The organism is Neobacillus mesonae (assembly GCF_001636315.1).
Taxonomy (GTDB): Bacteria; Bacillota; Bacilli; order Bacillales; family Cytobacillaceae; genus Neobacillus; species Neobacillus mesonae.
Map to the genome: position 1 here is coordinate 5,303,050 of NZ_KV440949.1, position 24,052 is coordinate 5,327,101.

Sequence of the window (24,052 nt, forward strand, 5' to 3'; positions counted from 1 at the left end):
CTATAAATTTAGACTGGTAGTACAATATAAAACCAAGGTGATTGTATGAATGACCGGAAACAGCATGTTGTCCAAACTGCACATCAATTATTTATTGAAAAAGGGTTTCAAGCGACTTCCATACAGGATATTTTAGAATATAGCGGTATTTCAAAAGGCACATTTTATAATTACTTTTCCTCAAAAAACGAATTATTAATAGCTATTTTTAAAACTTCTTATATTGAGTTGCAAAAGGTGCGTGATGAGGTTTTAATTGGAGAAGATCCCTCTAATATTGAAACTTTTATTAAGCAAATTGAAATACAACTAACAATGAACCGTAAAAAAAGGTTAATTACATTGTTTGAAGAAGTGATGGTGTCGAATGACGCTGATCTCAAGCAGTTTATCGAAAAAGGCCAAATTAGAAATATTCGCTGGATTTATAGCCGTTTTCTCGATATTTTTGGTGAGGATAAAAAGCGTTATCTCCTAGACTGTGCCATCATGTTTATGGGGATATTACGTGAGAATATCAAATTTTATCGTATGGCTAATGATGAAAATCTAAATATAAGACAGGTTGTTCGCTATACTGTAAATAGGATTGCTCATATCGCGGCTGAATTAACGGAATCGGATGAACAATTAATTCAAACGGAGGCTCTCGAACGCTGGCTGCCGGATTGTAAAAAACCTGGTCATTTATTTCGGAAAAAGTTCCTTCATAGTTTATTTACATTAAAGAATATTTTTCATCAAAGCCAGGAACACGTAAAATACACGGAATTGCTGGAATTTATTGAGGAAGAATTAATAGAGTCGAAAAATCCACGTTCTTTTCTTATTGAAAGTGTTCTTCAGAAGCTGAAAACAGTAGAGAATCCTGTCGCACAAAAAGAACTTATCCAATTAGATCAGTTAATTGATGATTATTTTAAACAGGTAGAAATTGAAAACCCCTAATCCATCTTAGGGGTTTCTTTGTCGTGTCATTATGTATTAATATAAAAGGTTTTTTGAATTTCCCAAACGAAATAGTGCTTTGAATACTGTTTCACTTCAACTACTGCATCTTCACCATCTTTGGTAAAGATTAATCCGGAGCCCATTTGTTCCTTGAAATCCCAGCCCTTTGTACCCATCCATTTCTTGACAACTTCATAGCGGTTGGTTGTTGTATTTAAAGATAAAAAGCGAACCCGCTTTTCTGTTTTTGCAAATTGTACATATTCCATATCTGATAGATGAAGCTTTACGGCGGAAACAAGTAATGGCACTGGATTCCCTTCCTGAAAAACCGTGGAACCAAAGCCCGTTACAATTAGTCCATTTCCTACTATTATTACTATGATAAATGCCATTATTATTTTTTTCATCCGTCCCATTTATAAGCCCCCTAAACCATCACTCATATAAATAGACGAATGAACTGGGTATTTTGTTTCAAAAATGGGAAAATTTATTTAATAAGACGTGTCTTTTATTAAAAATAAACGCCGCTATGTTTAAAAACTCTTGCGGCGTTTATTATTAATTTTTATTTATTATGAGCAGGTCCATCTTTTCTTACAGTTGAAAATAATCCTGCGCCAATTATATCGAGTGCCGACTGCATTCTTTCTGTTGATATATTATCAGCGATTGTATCCTGTGGTGTATGATAAACTTTTTCAATATGGTAAACAAGCGGATCCCAGCTGTCGATTCCCATCCAAATAAATAAGGCTGCAGGTATACCTGCTTGATGGAATGGCACATGGTCACTTGAACCAAATGTTCCAGGTAAGATATCAGAATTACCTAATCGAGCACCGGCTGCAAGTGTGGAGTCAGTCACTATATTCGTGCTTCCATCTGGTGTCATCGCGTATAGATTTTTGGCTTTTTCATAATTAGTTGCAACCATATCTGGAACAAATACCGCTTCAATATTATCTTTTTGTTCCTCCGTCAATTGGCTTACATAATATCGTGAGCCAAGTAATCCGCGTTCTTCAGAACCAAAAGCGATAAATTTCAATTCTTTGTCGGTATTATATCCTTTATAAACTCTAGCAAGTTCAAGCATTAGACCAACCCCTGAAGCATTGTCATTTGCCCCAAAGGCACCAACAACGCTGTCATGGTGGGCACCAAGAATAACTTCTTTTGTATTAGCGGTTTTTGTCTTTGGAGCCTTTGTTGCAATTACATTAACCGATTGAAGATTGGAAAAATGTTCGGCAGTAAGGCTGATTTCAACAGGTCCCTTCACTGCCTTTTCCTTTAGCCATTCACCCTGAATAAACGCAGCTCCAAAAACAGGAACATCGTATTTTGTTGTTAAACTTGGGTTAAAGGTTTGTCCGTAGTTTCCACGGCTGCCGACAAGACTTTGTAAAATAACACCTTTTGCTCCGGATTTTACAGCATTGTCTACTTGTGTTCGATAGTCCGCTGTAGTGCTGGCACGAGGCATAACCACTATTTTTCCTGCAGTACTTGCTGGAAAATCAATTAGGTTTGTTCCACCATCTACATAGAGAACTTGTCCTTTTACAGACTCATTACTTAGTCTTCCATTTTGTGCAGCGGCCATTTCCCAAGACGTTCCATCAGCAAAAGCTACATTTGCAATATATTGATCTGGAACAGTGAAATACTGATATTCTACATCATATCCGTAACTCTTTAACGTTTTGGCAATATAATCTGCTGAACGTTTTTCCGCATCAAGCCCTCCAGGTCGTGTTCCAATTTCCTCAGATAAATATCTGATATGTTCGATTGCCCTGTTAGCATCAACTCTTGCTACCACCTTTTGATCATGCGCATAAGAAGATTTCCCGTTTGTAGTATCTGCTGATGCGAACCCTACCGAACCAAATGCAATCGATACAGCCAAGAGTGAAGCAAACACTTTTGAACCTTTTCTTTTAACTACCATAACCAGCCTCCTAAATAGTTTTCGTTTGCCATTTAAGTGAAGATATAGTGCTATGTTATGTATCTAGCAAACTTGCTTGTGCAGTTGGCACAATTACAAACAATTTTAGATTATATCTTGCCTTTAAACAAGACTAAATATTATAAAAATTTCGATAATAATCGACATATATTTTTAAAATCCACATTATTTTTTATTTACATAGAAAAACCCCTTTTAGCTATATTCTAAAAGGGGTTATAGATTAGACTATTCCTTCTTTAAAAACGTGCTTGGCATCACAACAGCTACGACCTCGCCTGTTGCGCAGAGAATATCGTTAGCATAAACTTCTGTTTCGACTTTAAATTTTTTCGGATGAATCTCATGAACAGTTCCAATCGCTTTTAACGGTACGCCATTTGGTGTCGGCTTTAGAAAGTTTACATGTAATGATGCTGTAACAAAACGCGGCGGTTCCGCCCCATCCCCTGGTTCATGGCCATTTTTACGATGAAGTGTCAAGGAAGCGGAGCCCGTTCCATGACAATCGATAAATGATGCAATTAAGCCGCCATATACAAAACCAGGCAGCGCATGATGTTCAGGTTTCGGTGAATAAATGGTAACGGTCTGATCTCCTTGCCAGCCCGTACGAAAATGATGGCCTGCCTCGTTCAAACGGCCGCAACCATAACACCAGGCAAAATCATCAGGATACTCATCTTGAATCGCATGTAATACCTTGTCTTCCATCAACACAATCCCCTTTCTCCTCGAAAACGCTTACACCTTCTATTAAACTATCATAACACCAAAAAATCCCATTGGTCAATAATTGTGGAATAAAGTGGTGCCTGACACCTTTAACCAAAAAATGGTTGACTAAATTGATTATACTATTAAGATTATACTTAGTATTACGAAATTTATAAGGGGGTTTTTGGATGGATAAGATTGCTGAGAAACGAATATCTCGTGCTGAGGTTCCTGAGGGGTTAACATGGAATCTAACGGATTTATTCCCTTCCGAAGAGGCTTGGGAAGCTGAGTGTGGCGTTATCGAAAAGGAAATTGCTCAGTTTGAGCAATTTAAAGGAACATTACATACTGGTTCAAAGGCTTTGCTAATCTGCCTGGGTGCTCAAGAACAGCATTTAATGAGAATTATTAAAGCATGGACATATGCGAACCTGAAGCAATCTGCAGATGGGACGGATCCGATCAACCAAGCAAATTCAGCAAAGTTCTCTGCTTTACGGACAAAAAGCATCGCTGCTCTATCATTTATCAACTCGGAAATTCTTTCACTTAAAGATGGTACAGTTGATATCTATCTGGAGGAAGAGCCTGGTCTGGAGCAGTTTAAAAAGTATCTATTAGAGCTACTTGAAGCGAAAAAACACCGCCTTTCTCCGGAAACGGAAGAAGTTCTCGCAGCCCTTGGCGACCTCCAAGGTTCACCATATCAAATCTATCAAATGGCGAAGCTCGCAGATATGGAGTTTACCCCTATAAAGGATGATCAAGGAAACGAACAGCCGGTCTCATTTGCCCTGTTTGAAAACCGCTACGAATTCTCTGCCGATATGGAGGTACGCAGAAAAGCATATAAATCTTTTGTAACTTCATTAAAAAAGTATACAAACACGATGGCGGCTGCCTATTCTGCCGAAGTAAACAAACAAGTAACGCTTGCCCGTCTGCGCAATTACGATTCTGTCACTCATATGCTGCTTGATCCGCAGCAGGTGACACTGGAAATGTATAACAATCAAATAGACATTATTTATAAAGAACTGGCACCGCATATGCGTCGATTCGCTCAATTAAAGAAAAAGGTATTAGGGCTTGACCAAATGATGTTCTGTGATTTAAAAGCCCCGCTAGACCCCGATTTCGAACCGAAGACGACTTTTGAAGAGGCTCGACAATTAATCCTAGATTCTTTAAAAGTCATGGGGCCTGAATACAGTGCAATAATCGAACAAGGCTTTAATGAACGCTGGGTAGACCTGGCGGATAATATCGGAAAATCTACCGGTGCCTTCTGTTCCAGCCCATATGGGGCGCATCCCTATATTCTGATTACCTGGCAAAACAATATGCGCGGCTGCTTCACACTGGCACATGAATTCGGTCATGCGGGACATTTTTATCTGGCGAACAAAAATCAAAGAATTATGAATGTACGTCCATCGATGTATTTCGTCGAAGCACCTTCCACCATGAACGAAATGTTACTGGGGCAGCATTTACTGACAAATACAAACGATCAACAAATGCGCCGCTGGGTGATTCTTCAGCTATTAGGGACGTATTATCATAACTTCGTAACACACCTGCTTGAAGCGGAATATCAGCGCAGAGTCTATGCCCTTGCAGAACAAGGAAAAGCCTTAACGGCAAAAACTTTAACAGAAGCGACTGGTGCTGTCTTGAAGGAATTCTGGGGAGATACAGTGGAAATCGATGAGGGCGCAAGCTTAACGTGGATGCGTCAGCCTCATTATTACATGGGTTTATATCCTTATACATACTCCGCTGGTCTAACCGTCTCAACCGCAGTTGCGCAAATGATTCATGAGGAAGGTCAGCCCGCTGTGGACCGCTGGCTCGAGGTGCTTCGTGCAGGTGGAACGATGAAACCGCTCGATTTAATTAAACATGCCGGAGTGGATATGTCGACTCCTGAACCAATCCGTAAAGCCGTTGCCTATGTCGGGTCATTAATCGATGAATTAGAACGTTCATATGAATAAATTACTACTAAACAAGCAAGCCCTGGAGATCATCCAGGGCTTCTTTGATAAATTTCACATCTTAATGGTACTGCTGTTTTTTTACTCTGTTCAAAATTAACTCGACAAATTTTTGACATCGTGCATAATCTTCTATTTGCGGCGCTAATTCAATTTTTAAGGTGACGGCTAGATTTGTTTGAACAAACAGCATGTCTCTAAATTTATTCACCGCCCCGCAAAATTGGGGATAACATGTATCCCCTGTCCCTACAACACCAGTTACGAGTTCTTTGACATTGCGAGTTTCAAACACTTGATAAATCGCCTGCATTTCCCTAGGTATTTCCCCGTTTCCCCATGTATAGGTACCGATTACAACTGCATTGTAATCATTCAAATCTTCAATGGGAAATTCTTCGATGCGAAAACATTCTGCCTGAACCTGTTTTTCCAAAAATAATCTCCATAAAAGCTGAATCACTTCTTCTGTATTCCCGGTTTTTGAGGAATATATAATAGCTGCCCTCATAGCTCATCGAATCCATTTGATTGCGATACTTTCGAATATGTCCTTGATTTTTGTTCGAAAAAATCGGACTTAGTGTCGTTCATCATTTCATCGCTAAAAACATGAATCCACGGCATTGGATTTTTTCGATCCTCATATTTGTTCGCTAGCCCTAGCTGTCTAAAACGTTTATTTGCAAGATATTCAGTGTATAGTTCGTACTCCTGCAAGTCGATTCCATCAATATCTTTTAAAATAAAATGGGCCCATTCCTTTTCAAGCTCTACCGCTTGTCCAATTGTGTTATAAATATATTCAATATTCTTAGGATGATTTAATTCCGGATTTTCTGTTAACAAAATGCATATAAACTGTGCCACGAAATAGGCATGCTGCATTTCATCCCGCTGAATATAGCTGATCATCGTGCTTGTTTTCAACATTTTCTGCTGTCTTGCCAGATGATAGAAAAAAGCGAAGCCGGCATAAAAATAAATCCCTTCCAGATTAATCGAGTTTACCGCCAGCTGGAATAAATGCTGCGGTGTCGGATTGTTCCGAAAACATTCATACGCATCTAGTATAAGCTGATTCCGTCGCTGCACAATTGGATCACTTTTTGCCTGATTAAAACGGAAATTTTGCTCCTTCAATGGTACGAGTGAGCTTAATATATATGAATAGGATTCGTTATGAACTGCCTCCTGCTGGGCAATGACCGCAAAGATCGCCTTTAAACTCGAGTCTGTCACATAATCCATCACTTGGTACATCGTCGGAGTTTGCAGGCTGTCTAATGATGCCAGCTGGGTATTAATCCGTAGGAACACATCCTGCTCCTTCGGGCTAAGCTGATCCCATTGTTTAATATCGTCCTGCATGTTAATTTCCTGCGCCTTCCAGAAATTGCTTAAGAGGGTCTGATATAATTCATACATTTGTGGGTAGGCAATATCATTCCAATTCAAGAGACCTGACGATTGACCGTTAATAATCCCTGTTGATTTATTTGGGAATTCTGGATTTAACAATTTGATTTTTTTCAAAGGTGAATGGATGTCCATTGATGATTCCTCCTAGAGTTAACTTTGGCAAGCCTCACATGCTTCGATTTCTGCTTGGGACGTGCTTCTGACATAGTAGGTTGTTTTTAACCCGTGCTTCCACGCTGCCAAATGAAGGCTAAGCAGCTCTTTGGCTTTAATATCATGTTTTACATACAAGTTGAAGCTGATCGACTGGTCGATGTGCCGCTGTCTGGCAGCGTTTTGTTGAATGCTCCACAGCTGGTCCAATTCATGCCTTGCCCGGCGATAATAGTTGTATGTTCGATGATTTAAATCAGGTGCGGTCACCTTAAACTTAAAGTTTTTCTTTTCTTCCGCATATTCCACGGAATAGATGGGGTCGATACCGTCAGTTGATCCGCCGATTTTCGCGGTTGATGAGTTTGGCGCGATAGCCATTAACCAGCCATTACGGATACCGTGAAGGGCAACCTCCTCTCGTAATTTCTGCCATCTATCTGAGCTGTAATTTTTCCTGGAAAAATACGCTCCTGTCTGCCATTCAGAGCCATGGAATGCCTGATAGGCCCCCTTCTCTTTAGCAAGTTCCATAGAAGCTTGGATTGTATTAAAGGCGATGGTTTCATACAATTCATCTGCATAGGCAACCGCGTCAGGTGATTCCCAGTGAATCCCTTGTAAAGCAAGCAAGTGATGCCAGCCAAAAGTGCCAAGTCCGACTGCTCGATATTTTTGGTTGGTATGCTGTGCCTGGCCGACGGAAATCGTATTTAAATCGATAACATTATCAAGCATCCTCACCTGGATTCTAATTAGACGCTCCAACACATTGGCTGGAACTGCTTTTGCGAGATTAATAGAAGATAGATTACAAACAACAAAATCCCCGGGTTTACGGACGATCACGATATTACCTTCTTCGTCATGGTACTCCTTCACAATGGTCGTTGCGGACATGTTTTGGGCGATTTCCGTGCAAAGATTACTGCAATAAATTGACGTCCGACCCTTTCCATTTACATGTTTATTCGGATTCTGACGGTTTACTTCATCTCGGTAAAACATATACGGTGTGCCGGTTTCAAGCTGCGATACCATAATCCGTACCATGACATCCATGGCCCTGTAGGTTTTTCTTGGCAGCAATGGATGATTCACGGCCTCTTCGTATTTTTCAGTAAAATATTTTCGCTCGATTTCATCATAGTAATCTTCCAAACCTAATGGATGACCTTGTTCATCCTTCCAGCCCATGATTTGTTTTACCTGATGAGGACAAAATATATGCCACTCCCCGATACTTCTTCCCTGCTCATCGGTTTCTTCAAGTTTCTTCATGAAAAGATCAGGAATCGCCACACCTGTAAAAATATCATGGGCCTTGCGCCGTTCATCGCCATTATTTGTTTTAAGATCAAGGAAGCCGTTCATGATGTCTTTATGGAAAACATCTAAGTACACGGCTATCGCTCCCTGACGCTGGCCTAATTGATCGACACTCACAGCTGTATCGTTGACCAGCTTAATCCATGGAACAACCCCTGAGGAGTTTCCTTTGAATCTCTTGATATCGGAACCAAGGGCCCTCACTTTACCATAATAAATGCCAATTCCCCCGCCGTCTTTACTTAGGCGGGCGATGTCCCAATTGTTTAAGTAAATGCTATCTAGTGAATCATCAACGGTATCAATGAAACAGGACGAGAGCTGGCCGAAGCTTTTCCCGGCATTCGCTAGTGTCGGTGTGGCAACGGTCATATATAAATGGCTTAATGCCCAATAGGCTTCTTTGATAAGCTGTATCCGTTTGTCGTTCTTTTCGTTCTTCATAATCGTCATGGCGATAATCATGAAGCGTTCTTGAGGGAGTTCAAAAACATTCCGGTCATGGTCTTTAGCCAGATAGCGGTCTGCTAGTAAAAATAAACCTATGTAGTTGAATAAGTGATCTTGTTCGGGATTAATTTCTTTCGCTAATTCATCAATTTCGGTTTTATTGTAGTAGTTTAATAAATCACGAGAATAAATCCCTGCTTCTGTTAAATGTTGAATGAGGCTATAGAAATTACCATATTTTAAAGCTCGGGCATAACCGCGGTTTTTGGCTGCTTCGGCATATAATTCATGAAGGTATAAACGGGCAGCGACAAAAGTCCAATCGGGCTGATCCATGGCAATTTGATTTACCGCATATAATAATGCCTGCTGATTGGCTTCCTCTGCTTGCGTTAGCTGTAGATTTTGGACCCTTTCGATCAGCTCAGCGGCATCAATCTGGTATCTTTCCGCTGCTCCATTAATAGTTTCTAAGAGATTGTTTAATTCTGTTTGAAGCATTGTCATGTTTTTTCCTCCTGAAAAATAAAAAATCCGCTCGGGAAACCTGAGCGGATGAAACGATAACAAAACAAAAGGAAAGGAAAAATCCGAGAGCCTCTTGCCGCCACCGTTTCATCTTCTCAATCCCCGAAGAAGTTGAAACATCTTAAGAAAGACAGGTCTCCTGACTTATGCTTCCTTCTACTTTGGACCCTTCCCGTATAAGCACCTATTGCTAAGCTCTCTTATACAGTGGTTTGTCCATTTCGTCAGCATTTACAGTTGCGGGGGCAGCTCCGGATTTGCACCGGATTCCCTTTTAAGCCAAACGGCATCTTATCTTAAGGCAAACACTACTATATATAGTTTTAATTTTATTTATTTCAACAATATGTAGTATCATTGATTCATATAAATGATAGTATAAATACCAAAATAATGCAAGTGCTTTGATGTCGTTTTTTTGGATTTTCTGTCAGGCACCGGCCATAATGAAACCTTTCCTTTGGTTCAAACGTATGATTTAAAGGGTCATGAAATTTGTATGTTAAGGGGGCTTATGATGGGGAGTATTTTTTTATTTAGTTTAATTGTTGGAATTGTATCTGCACTTATTCTTACCCCAATGAATAGCAGTGTTCCTGATCAAAAAAGTAAAGGGAAGCATGGAAAACAAGCCAAACCGCTTAAACCGGAAAGACCAGGCTTGATTGCGGTGATGGTCATTGGCATTGCAGCAGTGTTCATTTTCTATTACCTTACTAATTTGGACCGTAATTTTTCTTCATTATGGCCATTAGCCATTGTCATTACGGCATTAGGTGCATTCTTTTCCTCAGGCTTAGAACAGAAAATTAAAGGTCTTTTATTTGTTTTCAGTCTAGTGTTAGGGGTGTATTTTTTAACAGCATTTTTGTTTAATGCGAATGAAAAGTTCGAGCTGGCAAAGATGACAGAGAAGGTTGAAATCAAGACATTTGATGAAAAAGAAACACCTGCGAGCGTGCCGCCGCAGTTTGCCCGCAACAAAATGAAAAAGGCGTTTGGCCAGGTTCCAAACACGAGCTATTACGAGCTGGGGCATTTACAGATTCAAAAAGTGAATGGTGAATATGTTTATATAGCACCAGTTGAATTTTCGGGGTTTTTCCGCTGGTGGAAAGGTGATCATACCCCGGGTTATTTCAGTTTGAGCGCAACGGATTCATCGGCAAATCCAAAATTTATTAAAGAAGAAATGTCCTACACTCCATCCTCCTTTTTCCATCAAAATATTGAACGGCATATTCGTATGCAGTATCCGAAAAAGATATTCTACGGGGATGTTCAATTAGAGGTGAATGAGGAAGGCAAACCATACTACATACAATCCTATGGTAAATTTGTTTCTGCTCGTAATGGGTTTGATGTAGACGGAATTGTGATGGTGGATGCCAAAACGGGAGAAACAATGGAATATTCTTTAGCTAAGATTCCGGAATTTATTGACGGGGCTGTGGCACCAGAAGTGGTCAGCCTGCAAAACAGCTATTTTGGAAACTATGTCCATGGTTATTGGAACAGCATATTCGGTAAGTCCGATGTGAAGATGCCTTCTGATGAAGGGACTGAGGCAAACGTCAGCCCTATTTTTGATGAGAATGGCGTAATGTATTATTTCACGGACTTTACAAGTCCTAAAGAAGGCGTCGACTCGATGCTGGGCTATTCCATAACAAACAGCCGGACAGGAAAAGCAACCTATTACACCGGGAATCCTGAAGAATCTTATATGGATTCGCAAGGTGCCCTGCAGATTATCGAGAAGAAATTCATTGAAAAGAAATGGCGCGGGAAAATGCCGATTCTTTATAATTTCTATGGCGAAGCCAGCTGGCTGACCCCTGTTCTTGATTCTAACGGCTTTTTGCAAAATTATTTTATAGTGTCAGCTGCTAATCCTGAAATCTCTGCATATGGAGTGACGCCGAACGAAGCATTGAAACAGTATAAAACAGCATTGCAGCGTGGCCGCGGCACGGTCGACGGCAGCTCGAAAGCTGAGGAAAAGCAAATGGAAGGCACAGTTCTAAGGGTTTATAAAGAGAAATCCGGTGACTTCACAATCGTCTCCTTCTTGCTGGATAACAAGCAAAACTTTATTATCACATCTGAAAAGGCACCACTCATCATCTACCTAAAAGAAGGCGACCAAGTGAACCTGAAATATCTAGACACAGGCGATGACTTCCTGCCGGTGAAAGATATATCGATTAAAGGACTTCAATAAAAGTGTAAAGACTGCGTTCCGTGAGATCGCAGTCTGTTTCATGTGGTGTCATTTTATGTGGTGTCAGGCACCACTCGTGGACATTTCGGTTTATTTGTCCGTCTGGGATGGACAACTTTCCTTTTAATTACAATTTTGAATATCTGCATGTGTATGAAGTTTAGGAATAGATATTAGTAAATCCATTTCGGGAGGCGGTTTTATGGCAGGATATCCATTGTCCTCGGGAAAGCCATCACTTATTGTTCGAAAGCTGCAGCCTGATAATCGGGAAATGCCGCTTTCGTTTGTTGATACGGATACGATTGGCAATGATTTGTTTTACCGGCGGAATCATTTTCCTTATCCATCCCTGCCGCAAACAATATATTGGCTCCCGGTCAATGGCTTAGTCCATATGCCAAAGATATTCACCCTAGACGAAATTCTCCAGCTGCCATCAAAAACGTTAAAGGTAGTTCTTGAATGTTCAGGTAATAAACGTCATTTTTTCGAACCAAAAGTTTTTGGTGACCAGTGGGAAAAAGGAGCAATTGGTCAGGGGTATTGGAAAGGTGTACCGCTAAGGAGCCTTCTTGAATTAGCGGGTGGTGTACAGCCGGGGGCAAAAGAAGTTTTGATTGAAGGCTATGATTACGGGAAACAGCCTAACATTAATCAGCCGGTTACCTTCGCCCGCAGCCTCCCGCTATCAAAAGCCCTGCATCCTGATACATTAATTGCCTATCAATATAACAATCAGCCAATTTCTTTTAAACATGGGTATCCGCTTAGGCTGATTGTTCCCCAGTGGTATGCGGTTGCTTCGGTGAAATGGATTAAGCAAATTACTGTTATTGATTACGAATTCAACGGCCCGTTTCAAGCAGTTGATTATGTGTATTATCCGGACAAAGAAACCGACGCAGGCGCATTTCCAGTGACAGTACTCAATGTTAATTCTTCTATCCAAAAGCCATTAAACAGGGAGATTCTTAATAGAGGAATGCATCTCATTAAAGGGATTGCCTGGACGGGGGCGGGAACAATTACTAAAGTTGAAGTTAGTACTGACAATGGCTCCAATTGGTACCCTGCCCAAATAGAAGCACAAAATTCGAATGAGAAATACGCTTGGACTTCCTGGACATACGAATGGCATGCGGTTAAAAAAGGCGAATACACCTTATTGGTTAAAGCAGCCGATTCTCACAACCGAAAACAGCCCAGCATCCCATTTTGGAACCGCAAAGGCTATGGCTATAACGCCATTGACAAAGTAAGGGTAAAAGTTGAATAAAGAACCGGATTTGTCCACTCCAGAAGGACAAATCCGGAAAATGTATTTCTAGGGTGCCTGACACCAAAATAGCATCCCTAAATTATTGTACCTTTTGGATGCGGTTTTGGATTCCGTACGTAAATGGTTTTGGCTGTTCTTCGATGTATTTGACGAAGGCGTCTAGGTCGGTTGGACCTATTTCCTTGTTTTGTGCTTGGTTAAAAACGGTGAAGCCATCACCGCCGCCGGATAGGAAGATGTTGGCGGTTACCGTATAAGGTTTATCCGGATTGATTTCCGAGCCGTCTGCTAGTTTAATGCTGACCACTTTATCGCCTACAGCCTTATTTGGATCCCAGGTATAGCTGAAGCCGGAGATTTGCAACATCTGTATTTTTGTTCCCCATTGCTGATTTAACACATCACGAATTTGCTTTCCGGTCATCGTCATTTTCACTAATTCGTTACTAAATGGTTGTACGGTGAAAGCCTCTCCCCATGTAATTTCGCCGGCATCAATATCAGCACGGATTCCGCCTGGGTTCGTAATTGCAAAATCAGTCTTCATCGCCTCTCTTTGTGCGTCGGTAATAAAATCACCAAGGATCGATTCACCGCTTTCGTTCTGCCTTGCGGTTAATTCGCCTGATGTTGTCCCAATGATTCGATTAATAATCGGTTCCACCTTAGCTTCATAGCCCTCGATTAATTTCTTTATTTCCGGGTCTGGTTCAATTCCTTCCTGGAATGTTGTAACAATTTCGGCTCTTTTTGTGACAATATCCTTCGTTTTCGGATCAATTTCTACATCCACATCGGCAAATGCAGTTCCATAAGAATAAGCCTGTACAACCAATTTTTTATTGATTGTGGCATTCATATAGGCATGATTATGTCCGCCGAAAATCACATCTACTTCATCATCAACTCGATTGGCGATATCAACCAGCTGACCTTGAGGATTTTCCCCATTCGGTCCTGAAGTACCAGGGTTATGGGCCAAAACAACGATCGATTTAACCCCTTGTTTTTTCAATTCCGCGACGTTTCGGTTAATGGCTTCTACTTCATCCGTAAATCCCACTCCGGCGACCCCGCTTGGGACTACAACTGTCGGTGTTTCGGTTGTAACCACACCGATAAAACCAATCGGCATTCCGTTTACCTTCATTACCTGATAGGGAGGTAAAATGGTTTTCCCAGTCTTTTTATCAATCACATTGGCAACAATCCATGGAAAATTAGATCCAGCGAAGTTTCCGGTCTTTGGATGGGTTCCACCCTTGATCAAACGCATCAGCTCGGTAACCCCTTCATCAAATTCATGATTTCCGACGGTGCCAATATCAAAACCCATACGATTTAAAAAATCAATGGTCGGCTCATCCTGCAGCAGCGCAGAAACTGGCGGGCTTGCCCCAACCATGTCTCCAGCATGAACAAGTACTGTATTCTTATTCTCGGCTGCTCTTTGTTTTAAATACGCGGCCAAATAATCCGCCCGGCCAACGGGCTTTCCGTTTACTTTACGGGTAACGTTCAATTGACCGTGAAAATCATTAATTCCTAGCAGCTGTACCTGTATAAAACGCTGGCTCGCTGCGGGCGGCTTTGTTTTTTTCTGCTTAGCCTCGGGACGATTCGGTACAAAATCATGGTATACCTTTGACAGCCCTTGATTTCCATTAGGATTCTGCCTGCTGCCTGTCACAGTTTGAATGGGATCATTCGAAACCTGTGCGGCGGCTGACCAATCGCCCATAAAGCTCATTAAGGAAAAAATAAGTGCCGGTACCATCCCTCTATACATCCATTTCATATTCCATCCTCCTAAAATTTACTAAACAAACCAAAAGTATTTTCCGCAAAAATGAAATTGAATATTCATCCTTTTTTTAAATTAAAAAAGGCCGAATCTAGTGTGATGACTAAATTCGGCCCTTGCGTTAATATATTATTTTTGTACACTAGCTAAGAAATTTTGAAAATCAGCAATACTTGGGTTCGCCATATAATGGCCCCCTTCTACTTGAATCGTTTGACCGGTGATAAATTTGGATTCATCCGAAGCTAAGAATAATACAGTGTTACCAATATCATCCGCTTCGCCATGATATGGCAATGCGTTATACTTTGCAAAAATATCTAATACTGCAGGCGGCATGTTATTTTTGGCTGCTGGTGTTAAGATGAGCCCAGGCGCAACGCCATTGCAGCGAATATTATGCTTACCGTACTGAGCCGCAATATAACGTGTAAGGTTCACAACGGCTGCTTTTGAAGCACCGTATGCAGATCGCATTGCATCTCCCGCAAATGCTGCCATGGAAGCGGTATTAATAATGGAGCCGCCTCCAGCTTTTATCATATGTGGAATGGCAAACCGGCTTCCTAAAAGCACACTTTTCAAATTAACGTTCATCAGCCTGTCCCATTCATCTAAATCCATATTCACTACATCTAAATCTTTTTTTAAATTTGTTAAGCCAACATTATTATAAAGGACATTTATCGTTCCAAAATGATCTACAGTAAAATCTACCGCTTCCTTAATAGATTCTTCCTTGGATGCATCTAAAAAGATTCCTTCCGCTTCAAAGCCTTGCTTTTTCAGCTGGCTTGCCGCTTCTTTCGCACCTTCGACATTAAAATCACCGATAACAACCTTTGCCCCTTCTTTAGCCAGCAAGGTTGCTGCTGATAAACCAATGCCAGAGGCACCGCCTGTTACTAATGCTGTTTTTCCACTTACTCGTCCCATATTTTTGTCTCCTTATAAAAGTTTTTGTTGTAAATTAATTTAGGCTTTTTATTCTGTTTAATAATTTTTCATGGATGTTGAGAAATTGCTGGACTTCTTCTTCGGTTAACTCTTGAAAAAGCTCCACTCTTAGTTCTTGTCCTTTTTGCTGTGCTTCTTTCAGGACATCCATACCCTTTTCTGTAATCGCCAATAATACATGGCGGCGGTCATTTTCATTATATTTCCGTACTGCCATCTCTTGTTTAATGAGCCGGGTTGCAATATTTGTCATGGCCCCAGGCGTATAGCCAAGCCTTTTTGCTAACACTGTCTGCTGCTGTGGTCCATTTTGCTTTAATTCTGCCAGGACAATAATCGGCGAAATTCCAATATTATATTGGAAGGTCTGATTCCATTTAATAATTGTTTCATTCGTGAATAGTTCAACGGTATGAATTAATTTGAAAATATTACTTTTATCCACTGATCCACCTCACCTACCGTAGCTTAATCGATCCGCCGTCCACCATGATGGTTTGTCCGGTAATGTAGTCAGAATCCGCGCTTGCTAAAAAGACTGCAACCCTGCCGATGTCACTTTCCGGCTCACCAAATCTTTGCAGTGGAATTTTAGAAAGGACAGCCTGGTAATATTCAGGATTTTCACTCGCCCATTTCTCCACACCAGGGGAGTTAGAAATTGGTGAAATCAAATTCACGTTGATTCCATATGGTCCAAATTCATTGGCCGCTACACGGGAAACACCGCGAATGGCTTCCTTGGCAGCAACGTAGGAAGCTTGGTTAGCATGTCCTTCAATACCGGCACCAGACGCAAAGTTAATGATCTTACCTTTTGTTTCTTTTAGATATGGCAGGGCTGCCTGCATAAGATAAAACGTTGGGTAAAATCCTGTGTTAAAGGATAGATCAAAATCCGCTTTCGTTGTTGCTTCAATCGAATTTTGCCTTGAGGCATGGGCATTATTGACCAAAATATCTAATTTTCCAAAATGCTCTGCAACCTTTTTGACAATACCAGCAAGCTGCTCATGCTCCATTAGGTTCGCTTGAATAAAAATGGAATCTGATTGATATTCCTGTAAGTCCTTAATCGCTTGATTTCCAAGCTCTTCATTAAGGTCGACAATCGCTACCTTCGCCCCTTCTTTCACAAAAGCTGTAGCGATTCCTTTCCCGATACCTGATGCCGCTCCAGTAATAAGCGCTGTTTTTCCTTCCAAACGTTTAGTCATCTAACATTTCCCCTTTCCAAAAGTATTTTAACATTAAAATATTTAACAATAAAGTAGTTTGCCTTAAAAAGTGCCAGGCACCCTATCCAATTTATGGATTTTGGTGCCTGACACCATTAGTTTCCTTTCGCATAAAGCTGTTTATATTTGGCTGATGTTCGAATTTCGACGGTTAGTTTGCCTCGTTGGTAGATTGTTTTGATGAGCAGTGGGATTCCGGTAGTGTTTTGAAAGCGAAAGTCCTTGCCGCCGTATGATACGGTGGCATCGCGGCCTGCAGGAACATAGCCGACTGATAAGGAATGGTGATGCTTTTCAATATAGCTTACGCCAACTTTATCGATGGCATTAAATAATGTTGACGATGTCTGGCAAATTCCGCCGCCAATCCCGTCTACCAACTTCTTATTAACAATTTCCTTTGCTTTTTGATAACCATTGGCCGCATCACTCGGACCGACCGTTGTATTAAAGGAAAAAACATCCCCATCGCCGACAATCACATAATCAATCGCATTGGCAGAGAGTTGAATATTTTTGGAACGTCCTACAACGCCGGGATTAAAATAGGACGAGAAAGACGCCAGTACGACATCATCTAAACTATCGATCTCTTCCGGGTTATATCCACTCTCCTTTATATAAATCGGGAGATCAATGTCACCGCCATTTACCGAAGCCGCCAGCACTCTTTCCACCAGTTCTTCTTCTTCTAAGATGACTTGCGGCTTCCCTTTGATAATTTTGCCATTTTTAATTTTATCGAGCTCCATCCTTTGGTCATATCCAGGAGTTGTATCGGTTCCACGAGCCAGCCCTTTTGCCCATTGTTCAAGCTCTTTTTTATATGAATCCTGGTCGGTTTCAAACCCCATATCAATGGGCATAAAGGTTTTAATGACTTCTTTCGTATTCGGGTCAATGACATTGACGACAATCGGCTTCGGCTCTTCTTTTTTTATCTGTTCCTCCGGAGCCTTCTTTTCCACTTGCTTTGCTGGTTTTGTTACTTTTTCAGCCGTTTCCTTTTCAGCACACCCGGAAAGACCTATCAAACTACTTATTAGTAAGATTGAAACGGTCCATTTCCCCTTTACCATTTTCAGCTTCTCTCCTCTTACCCTGTAATCTGTGGTAACATATACAGAATCCTTCCACCAAATCATCGTATTCTTAACCGTATGTCTATATGACTAAATAATTGCCATTTAGATGAAATCCGCAAATCCCTATAGGATATATGTATTGTTTATTGTATCAATCCCCAATTACTACTCTGTTTTGCACCCCAATTATAGTACAGAGGTTATGTCGAAGGTTGTCCCTTTTTTATACTAAAATATAAAACAATAATCGGCCTTTAGACTGATGAAACATAATAAAAAGACCAGGTCCGCCTCTAGAGGTCTACCTGGTCTTTAGCCCGTCTACTTAATATAGGCTTTTGAAACATAGACTGTTTTCGTCCCGTATTTCACTTTATACCATGAACCGCTCGTTGAAAGAATGCCGAAGAGCGATTTATTACTGTGATCAACTGTGATAATTCCAATATAATACTTCCCATTTACAAGTGAGGCGATGTCAATTTCTTTCGTAAAAACATCCCGCATTTATCGGTCTCGTTTAACTCGCACCATGTTTTATTCGCAGTGTCCATTTGTTTTTTCTGTACAGTAAATTGCCACTTGATATTTGCCTGTGCATCAAAGGGATCGTCCTTTATAGGTAAATAGGAAAGGGCTATACCCTCCCCATATATTGGTATTGATGACATATAAATAATAGGGTAATAGTTTACTAGCTGACAATAACTATTTTTTGGTAAAAACAAAACCGCCTGCTGGAATCCAACTGGCGGTTTTAGTTATTGCTCCCTTATTTGCGTTTTTTCTTCTGCGACTTTGTCAGTCTTCCTAATAAAAACGCTCCGGCTGCAACACCAAGTACGGTGTTAGTTTTCTTGTTAAATACCTGTTTTGCTACAAGATTTACATTTTGTGGTCTTTCAGCCAGACGGCGCATGAAGTATCCATACCAGTCATTACCAAATGGAACATAGGTACAGAAATTAAAGCCTTCGCTTGCAAGCTTTAATTGCATTTCTTTACGGAAACCATACAGCATCTGGAATTCAAATTTATCATTCGGGATGTTATGTTTTTTAACAAACGCTTTTACATGATTGATGATTCGATGGTCATGTGTTGCGATGGATGTAAATTTACCGTTTAATAAGTGCCATTCAATTAGTTTAATGTAGTTCGCGTCAATGTCTTTCTTATCCTGGTAGGCAATTTCTTCCGGTTCCTTATAAGCACCCTTTACGAGGCGGACGCGGAAGTCCTGGTATTTTTCTAAGTATTCAAGTGCTTTATGAAAATAAGCTTGAATAACAGTACCGACATTATCATATTCCACGGAAAGATCATCTAATAAGTCAAATGTTGGCTGAAGATGTTTGAAATCCTCCATATCAATATTGACAAACATATTATATTGGTTCGCAAGATCTACGATTTCTCTTACGTTTTCTAAACAGAAGGTATAATCGATATCAAGCCCTAATTGGGTTGGTTTTAATGAGATATGAGCATCTACCTGATTCTCGTGAATTGCTTCAATTACTTTAAGAATTTGTTCTTTGGCAGCGGTTGCTTCTTCTTTTTGGAAAACAAACTCGCCTAGGTTATCAACCGTACAAGAAATCCCATGAGCATTTAGTTCTTTTATACTTTTAATCGCCTCTTCTATATTTGTTCCTGCCACAACGCTTTGTGCTCCCATTTTTAAACCGTATTTCTTAGCAGCACTATTGAGGAATTGGTTTTGCGATAAACCCATAAACAGATCTTTTAACATGCTAATTGCTCCTTATTGATGAATTAAATTGCAATACAATTATTATAGCATACGCTTTCATTAAAATTTATTTTAGGAATTTTCTTAATATAATTTCCTTGGAGCTTTAGCTACTCTGCTTATTATTTGCTTTTAATGGTATTTTTATTTATGGTCCATAATGGTGTCAGGCACCAAATATTTTCGAGCCAGTTTGTCTGTTTGAATAGTAAAATTACTGCCAAGTTCCCGGGTTGTTTCATTGTCGCGGCTGCCTATCCAGGCGATTAATTGCAGCCGTCGCATCATAATAAAGGTTGGAATTTCAAGTTCTTCCTCTTGTGACAACTCCCGTACCTTTCGATAGCCTGTCAACCACGAGGCGATCAGCTTAGGAACATACGGTTTATCTTCGATGAAGCTTAGGGAAGCAGCCAAATCAAATAAATACCAGCCAAAACCGCAGTCATCAAAGTCAATGACTTGTAGTTGGTCATTGTGAACCAGCAAATTGGCGGAACGTAAATCCGAATGAATCAGCCCGTATCTTGAGGGGGTTTTGCCAAATCGCTCTAGTCTATTCCAAATCTTTTCAGCTGCCCGCTCAAATAGCTGAATCCGTTCAGTCGTCATCACTAAGCCATCCTGCCATCTTCCCCATTTTGCGTCTATACCAAGAATCGAATCATAATTCCAATCCATCCGCTGAAGCCGCTGAAACCGAGTATGATTGTCCATACTGTGAATATGTAGTCTGGCTGTCAGTTCTCCAAGAACTTCAAATAGCTGAATTAGTTGATCTTCCTGATCCTCATCTGGGGCCTGGCCTTCTAGGTATGTGAACAAAGTACAGTTATATATGATATTTTCAAATTCGACCACTTGAACAAATTCCCCATTAGACCCGATAAACGGCAAGGCAGTTTTGATCAAAGTATGATCTGATATCGATTGTATCCACGCCAGTTCACTCTCAAGTTCTGCCTTGGTGTGATAATATGGCCTGCTGATACGTAATACATATTTAGCATCGGTCACATTACGCACTAAAAATGTGGCATTTTCAGAGTAATTCAAAAGACTTACTTCAGCCTGTGATAAAAAGGGAAAATTGCGAACTGCTAAATTGGCAATAGTATGAAATTTTTTGTATAGCTTATCTAAGGGATCCACTGATAAAATGCTCATGATAACCCTTCTTCCATCTGCTTTCGTTTAGTTAAATACGGGCAAAAAACGCTTGGATAAATGTCCAAGCGTTTTTCCATATAAAAAGAAATTATTACCTATTTCTCCGACGGTTCCGTAAAAATGATGGAATATCAAGGAATTTTCCATCTTCCTGGCCATGGTTCCTGTTATCATGATTAGTTTCCTCTTGCTGATCCCAGTTATTCTGCTCCCAAGTTTGGCCTGCAGGTTCCCGTCTTTGTTCATACTCATATGCAGGCTGTTCGTAATAACGGTCCTGCCCTTGATCTTGGTTTCTAGAAAAATGATTGTGCTGTACAGGCTCCTCTTCATGTCTTTGTTCCTGTTGATAAAATGGAGTACGTTCTTCCCTCGGTCTTTGCTGTCTGATGGATGTCCCTTGTGAGCCTCTATTCGATAAAGTGTCTCTAGACGAATTAGAAGCTTGACGAGCTGCTTGGCTTTCCTTTGCAGTGAAGCCTGTTGCAATAACTGTAATCATAATTTCATCTTTCAGATTTTCATTAATAATGGATCCAAAAATCATGTTTAAATCTTTATCAGCAGCGGAAGCGACGATATCTGCAGCTTCTTGTACCTCAAATAAGCTTAAGTTCGTGCCGCCAGTAATATTCATTAAGACACCTTGAGCCCCATCAATCGAGGTTTCAAGCAGCGGACTAGAGATTGCTTTTTTGGCTGCTTCAACTGCACGGTCTTCCCCTTTAGCTGCGCCAATCCCCATTAACGCTGTTCCCTGATTGGACATAATGGTTTTTACGTCAGCGAAGTCAAGATTAATCAAGCCAGGCACGGCGATTAAATCGGAAATCCCTTGGACACCCTGGCGGAGGACATTGTCGGCTTCACGGAATGCCTCAATCATCGGAGTCTTTTTATCGACGATCTGTAATAACCGGTCATTTGGAACAATAATTAAAGTATCTACAGCTTGTCTCATTGCTTCAATACCGCTTGTCGCATTTACACGGCGCTTATGACCTTCAAACCCAAACGGGCGTGTGACAACCCCAATAGTTAAAGCTCCAAGTTCACGTGCAATTTGAGCAATTGCCGGTGCCGCTCCAGTACCAGTTCCGCCGCCCATTCCAGCCGTAACAAAAACCATATCCGCACCTTGAAGAGCTTCCTCGAGCTGCGCCTTGCTTTCTTCCACTGCTCTTCTGCCGATTTCCGGGTTAGCGCCAGCACCCAAGCCTCTCGTTAAAGAAGAGCCAATCTGCATTTTTACTTCTGCTTTTGACAATTTTAATGCTTGTGCATCTGTGTTAACTGCGATGAATTCAACACCTTGTACCCCATCTTCAATCATTCGGTTGACAGCATTATTTCCGCCGCCGCCAACTCCAATTACTTTTATTCTTGCTACCTGATCTATATCCATATCAAATTCCCACATTGTCTCTTCTTCCCCACTCTCATCAAATTACATTTTCACTATTCAAAAAACTATAACTAACTATCTATCTATCATTATGTCTTTTGAATAAACAATCTATTAACTAGAATTATACACAAATAATACAAAAATAGGGTTACTTTCTAACATTTAATCAAAAATTAATTACATTAAAACATTTTTGTTACATAAACTCCTAAACCTTGACATCGATAAGAAAAGCTCCCGCCGCTGCAGGAGCTTGATAAGTGATTGAAATAGTTGTCAGGCACCAAATTAAACAACAGGAACAGATGCCAGCACTTCCATTAGGCGGTCCATACCGAGCTTGATTTTTTCCGGTGTTGAGTGGCTAAAATTAAGTCTGAAAGTATTGCGCTTTGGCTCATTAACGTAGAACTGGGCTCCTGGGACAAAGGCTACACCTTTGTTCACGGCTTCTCCCAGTAATGCGCCCGTATCAATATGTTCCGGACCTTCAACCCAGATAAACATTCCGCCTTTAGGCTCTCTCCACTTAAATAAGCCAGGCTCTACCTGATTAAGATAATCTTGCATAATGGTCATTCGCTCATAATAGACACTTCGGATTATGTTGATATGATTATTTAAATCAAAGTCCCGTAATAAATAGTATAGCGCCTGCTGATCGATGGAGCTCGAATGCAGGTCATTCATTTGTTTTGCTTGAATCATCAATTGTAATACTTCTTCAGGCCCTGTAACCCAGCCGGTTCTAAGTGCGGGAACGACTGACTTGGAAAACGTACTTGTATACATTACATGCGTTTGCTCTCGGTCGAATGAGGCAATCGGACGATACACTTCGTCTTGGTGATACTGGATATCTCCATATGGATCATCTTCAAGAATAAGGCAATCATGTTTAAATGCCAGCTCAAACAGCTGCTGACGCCGTTCGTCATTCCATGACTTGCCATCCGGATTTGAGAATGTTGGGATCACATATACAAATTTGGGACAGTACTCAAGCATTTTGGCTTCAAGATCAGCCGGGTCCATTCCGTTTTCATCGCCCTTTACAGCGACAACCTTAGCGCCATATGAACGAAAAACCTGTAATGCTGCTAAATATGTTGGATCCTCTGTCAAGACGACATCTCCTGGTGCAAGCATAACTCGTGAAAATAAGTCAATTGTTTGCTGAGATCCTGTTGTCACGAGAATTTTATCAGCTGTGGTGTAAATTCCTTTTTGCTCCATTTTCGCTTGTATTGCGTCTCTTAGAGGCTTAAAACCCTCAGTTGCCCCGTACTGCAAAGATCCGTTTCCGGAAGCGAACACTTTTTCATAAGCGCTTTTTACGGCCTCAATCGGAAAAATATCTTCAGCAGGCAGTCCTCCCGCAAATGAAATGACGTTTCCCTTTTGGATAACAGCCAAAATGTCTCTAACAGCGGAGGATTCATAATTTTTTGTCAGCGGTGCAAATGAGTACTTCATAGATGTTCCTTCTTTCTTTTGGTTGCTTAGACTAATTTTAATAAGTCAGAAAATTAATATAGAAATATTATAAGTCAATTTTCAAAACAATCAAGTATTTTGTCTTAATTTTTCGAAA

General features: G+C 40.7%; 20 protein-coding genes and 1 riboswitch. Of the genes, 4 read left to right on the top strand and 16 right to left on the bottom strand.

All coding sequences use genetic code 11. From position 1 onward, the window contains the following. The first annotated feature begins 45 nt into the window (after positions 1-45). A complete protein-coding gene (locus A6749_RS25035; protein WP_066398900.1) occupies positions 46-948 on the top strand; it encodes a TetR/AcrR family transcriptional regulator in 903 nt (300 codons plus the stop codon). 29 nt (positions 949-977) lie between these two features. Here A6749_RS25035 and A6749_RS25040 read toward each other — a convergent pair whose 3' ends face one another. From A6749_RS25040 to A6749_RS25050, 3 genes are all read right to left on the bottom strand, one after another. Next, positions 978-1,370: a hypothetical protein gene (locus A6749_RS25040; RefSeq protein ID WP_236719729.1), complete on the bottom strand. Its 393-nt coding sequence runs from the start codon at positions 1,368-1,370 to the stop codon at positions 978-980. A 152-nt stretch (positions 1,371-1,522) separates the two neighbouring features. Further along, on the bottom strand, positions 1,523-2,911 hold the full coding sequence (locus tag A6749_RS25045) for a M28 family metallopeptidase (RefSeq protein WP_066398903.1): 1,389 nt from the start codon (positions 2,909-2,911) through the stop codon (positions 1,523-1,525). 249 nt (positions 2,912-3,160) lie between these two features. Then, positions 3,161-3,646: a PaaI family thioesterase gene (locus tag A6749_RS25050; protein ID WP_066398910.1), complete on the bottom strand. Its 486-nt coding sequence runs from the start codon at positions 3,644-3,646 to the stop codon at positions 3,161-3,163. Between the two features lie 191 nt (positions 3,647-3,837). On the opposite strand from A6749_RS25050, the gene pepF reads away from it, so the two are divergent. Beyond that, complete coding sequence (pepF, locus tag A6749_RS25055; RefSeq protein WP_066398914.1) at positions 3,838-5,652, top strand: oligoendopeptidase F; 1,815 nt, start codon at positions 3,838-3,840, stop codon at positions 5,650-5,652. Between the two features lie 61 nt (positions 5,653-5,713). On the opposite strand, the gene A6749_RS25060 is transcribed toward pepF, so the two are convergent. From A6749_RS25060 to A6749_RS25070, 3 genes are read right to left on the bottom strand one after another with little or no spacing between them, the layout of a single operon-like run. Then, complete coding sequence (locus tag A6749_RS25060) at positions 5,714-6,163, bottom strand: flavodoxin domain-containing protein (protein ID WP_066398921.1); 450 nt, start codon at positions 6,161-6,163, stop codon at positions 5,714-5,716. Then, a complete protein-coding gene (locus A6749_RS25065; RefSeq protein WP_066398923.1) occupies positions 6,160-7,206 on the bottom strand; it encodes a ribonucleotide-diphosphate reductase subunit beta in 1,047 nt (348 codons plus the stop codon). The genes A6749_RS25060 and A6749_RS25065 overlap by 4 nt, the downstream gene beginning before the upstream one ends. Before the next feature lie 18 nt (positions 7,207-7,224). Beyond that, on the bottom strand, positions 7,225-9,513 hold the full coding sequence (locus A6749_RS25070) for a ribonucleoside-diphosphate reductase subunit alpha (RefSeq protein WP_066398927.1): 2,289 nt from the start codon (positions 9,511-9,513) through the stop codon (positions 7,225-7,227). A gap of 133 nt (positions 9,514-9,646) precedes the next feature. After that, positions 9,647-9,844, bottom strand: a riboswitch (cobalamin riboswitch). Between the two features lie 207 nt (positions 9,845-10,051). Between A6749_RS25070 and A6749_RS25075 the strand changes: the two genes are divergently transcribed. After that, positions 10,052-11,758: an MFS transporter gene (locus A6749_RS25075; protein ID WP_066398934.1), complete on the top strand. Its 1,707-nt coding sequence runs from the start codon at positions 10,052-10,054 to the stop codon at positions 11,756-11,758. A 202-nt stretch (positions 11,759-11,960) separates the two neighbouring features. Next, positions 11,961-13,037, top strand: a complete 1,077-nt coding sequence (locus A6749_RS25080; RefSeq protein WP_066398936.1) for a sulfite oxidase — start codon at positions 11,961-11,963, stop codon at positions 13,035-13,037. 82 nt (positions 13,038-13,119) lie between these two features. Here the strand turns inward: A6749_RS25080 and A6749_RS25085 are convergent, their stop codons facing one another. From A6749_RS25085 to A6749_RS25130, 10 genes are all read right to left on the bottom strand, one after another. Continuing rightward, positions 13,120-14,838, bottom strand: a complete 1,719-nt coding sequence (locus tag A6749_RS25085; protein ID WP_066398938.1) for a bifunctional metallophosphatase/5'-nucleotidase — start codon at positions 14,836-14,838, stop codon at positions 13,120-13,122. Positions 14,839-14,973: 135 nt separating this feature from the next. Continuing rightward, positions 14,974-15,780 (bottom strand): SDR family NAD(P)-dependent oxidoreductase, encoded by an 807-nt coding sequence (locus A6749_RS25090; RefSeq protein ID WP_066398951.1) that lies wholly within the window; start codon positions 15,778-15,780, stop codon positions 14,974-14,976. 34 nt (positions 15,781-15,814) lie between these two features. Next, complete coding sequence (locus tag A6749_RS25095; protein WP_066398953.1) at positions 15,815-16,246, bottom strand: MarR family winged helix-turn-helix transcriptional regulator; 432 nt, start codon at positions 16,244-16,246, stop codon at positions 15,815-15,817. 13 nt (positions 16,247-16,259) lie between these two features. Continuing rightward, positions 16,260-17,018 carry an SDR family NAD(P)-dependent oxidoreductase gene (locus A6749_RS25100; RefSeq protein ID WP_066398956.1) on the bottom strand — a complete coding sequence of 253 codons (759 nt, stop codon included), beginning with the start codon at positions 17,016-17,018 and terminating at the stop codon, positions 16,260-16,262. A gap of 116 nt (positions 17,019-17,134) precedes the next feature. Continuing rightward, on the bottom strand, positions 17,135-18,118 hold the full coding sequence (locus A6749_RS25105) for a VanW family protein (protein WP_066398963.1): 984 nt from the start codon (positions 18,116-18,118) through the stop codon (positions 17,135-17,137). A 327-nt stretch (positions 18,119-18,445) separates the two neighbouring features. Further along, a complete protein-coding gene (locus A6749_RS25110; RefSeq protein ID WP_066398973.1) occupies positions 18,446-18,631 on the bottom strand; it encodes a hypothetical protein in 186 nt (61 codons plus the stop codon). 265 nt (positions 18,632-18,896) lie between these two features. Continuing rightward, positions 18,897-19,880 carry a proline dehydrogenase family protein gene (locus tag A6749_RS25115; RefSeq protein ID WP_066398976.1) on the bottom strand — a complete coding sequence of 328 codons (984 nt, stop codon included), beginning with the start codon at positions 19,878-19,880 and terminating at the stop codon, positions 18,897-18,899. Between the two features lie 144 nt (positions 19,881-20,024). Beyond that, on the bottom strand, positions 20,025-21,047 hold the full coding sequence (locus A6749_RS25120; protein WP_066398981.1) for a phosphotransferase enzyme family protein: 1,023 nt from the start codon (positions 21,045-21,047) through the stop codon (positions 20,025-20,027). 94 nt (positions 21,048-21,141) lie between these two features. Beyond that, positions 21,142-22,470 carry a cell division protein FtsZ gene (gene ftsZ / locus A6749_RS25125; RefSeq protein WP_084797977.1) on the bottom strand — a complete coding sequence of 443 codons (1,329 nt, stop codon included), beginning with the start codon at positions 22,468-22,470 and terminating at the stop codon, positions 21,142-21,144. Positions 22,471-22,746: 276 nt separating this feature from the next. After that, on the bottom strand, positions 22,747-23,934 hold the full coding sequence (locus A6749_RS25130) for an aminotransferase-like domain-containing protein (protein WP_066398983.1): 1,188 nt from the start codon (positions 23,932-23,934) through the stop codon (positions 22,747-22,749). Positions 23,935-24,052: the final 118 nt, after the last annotated feature.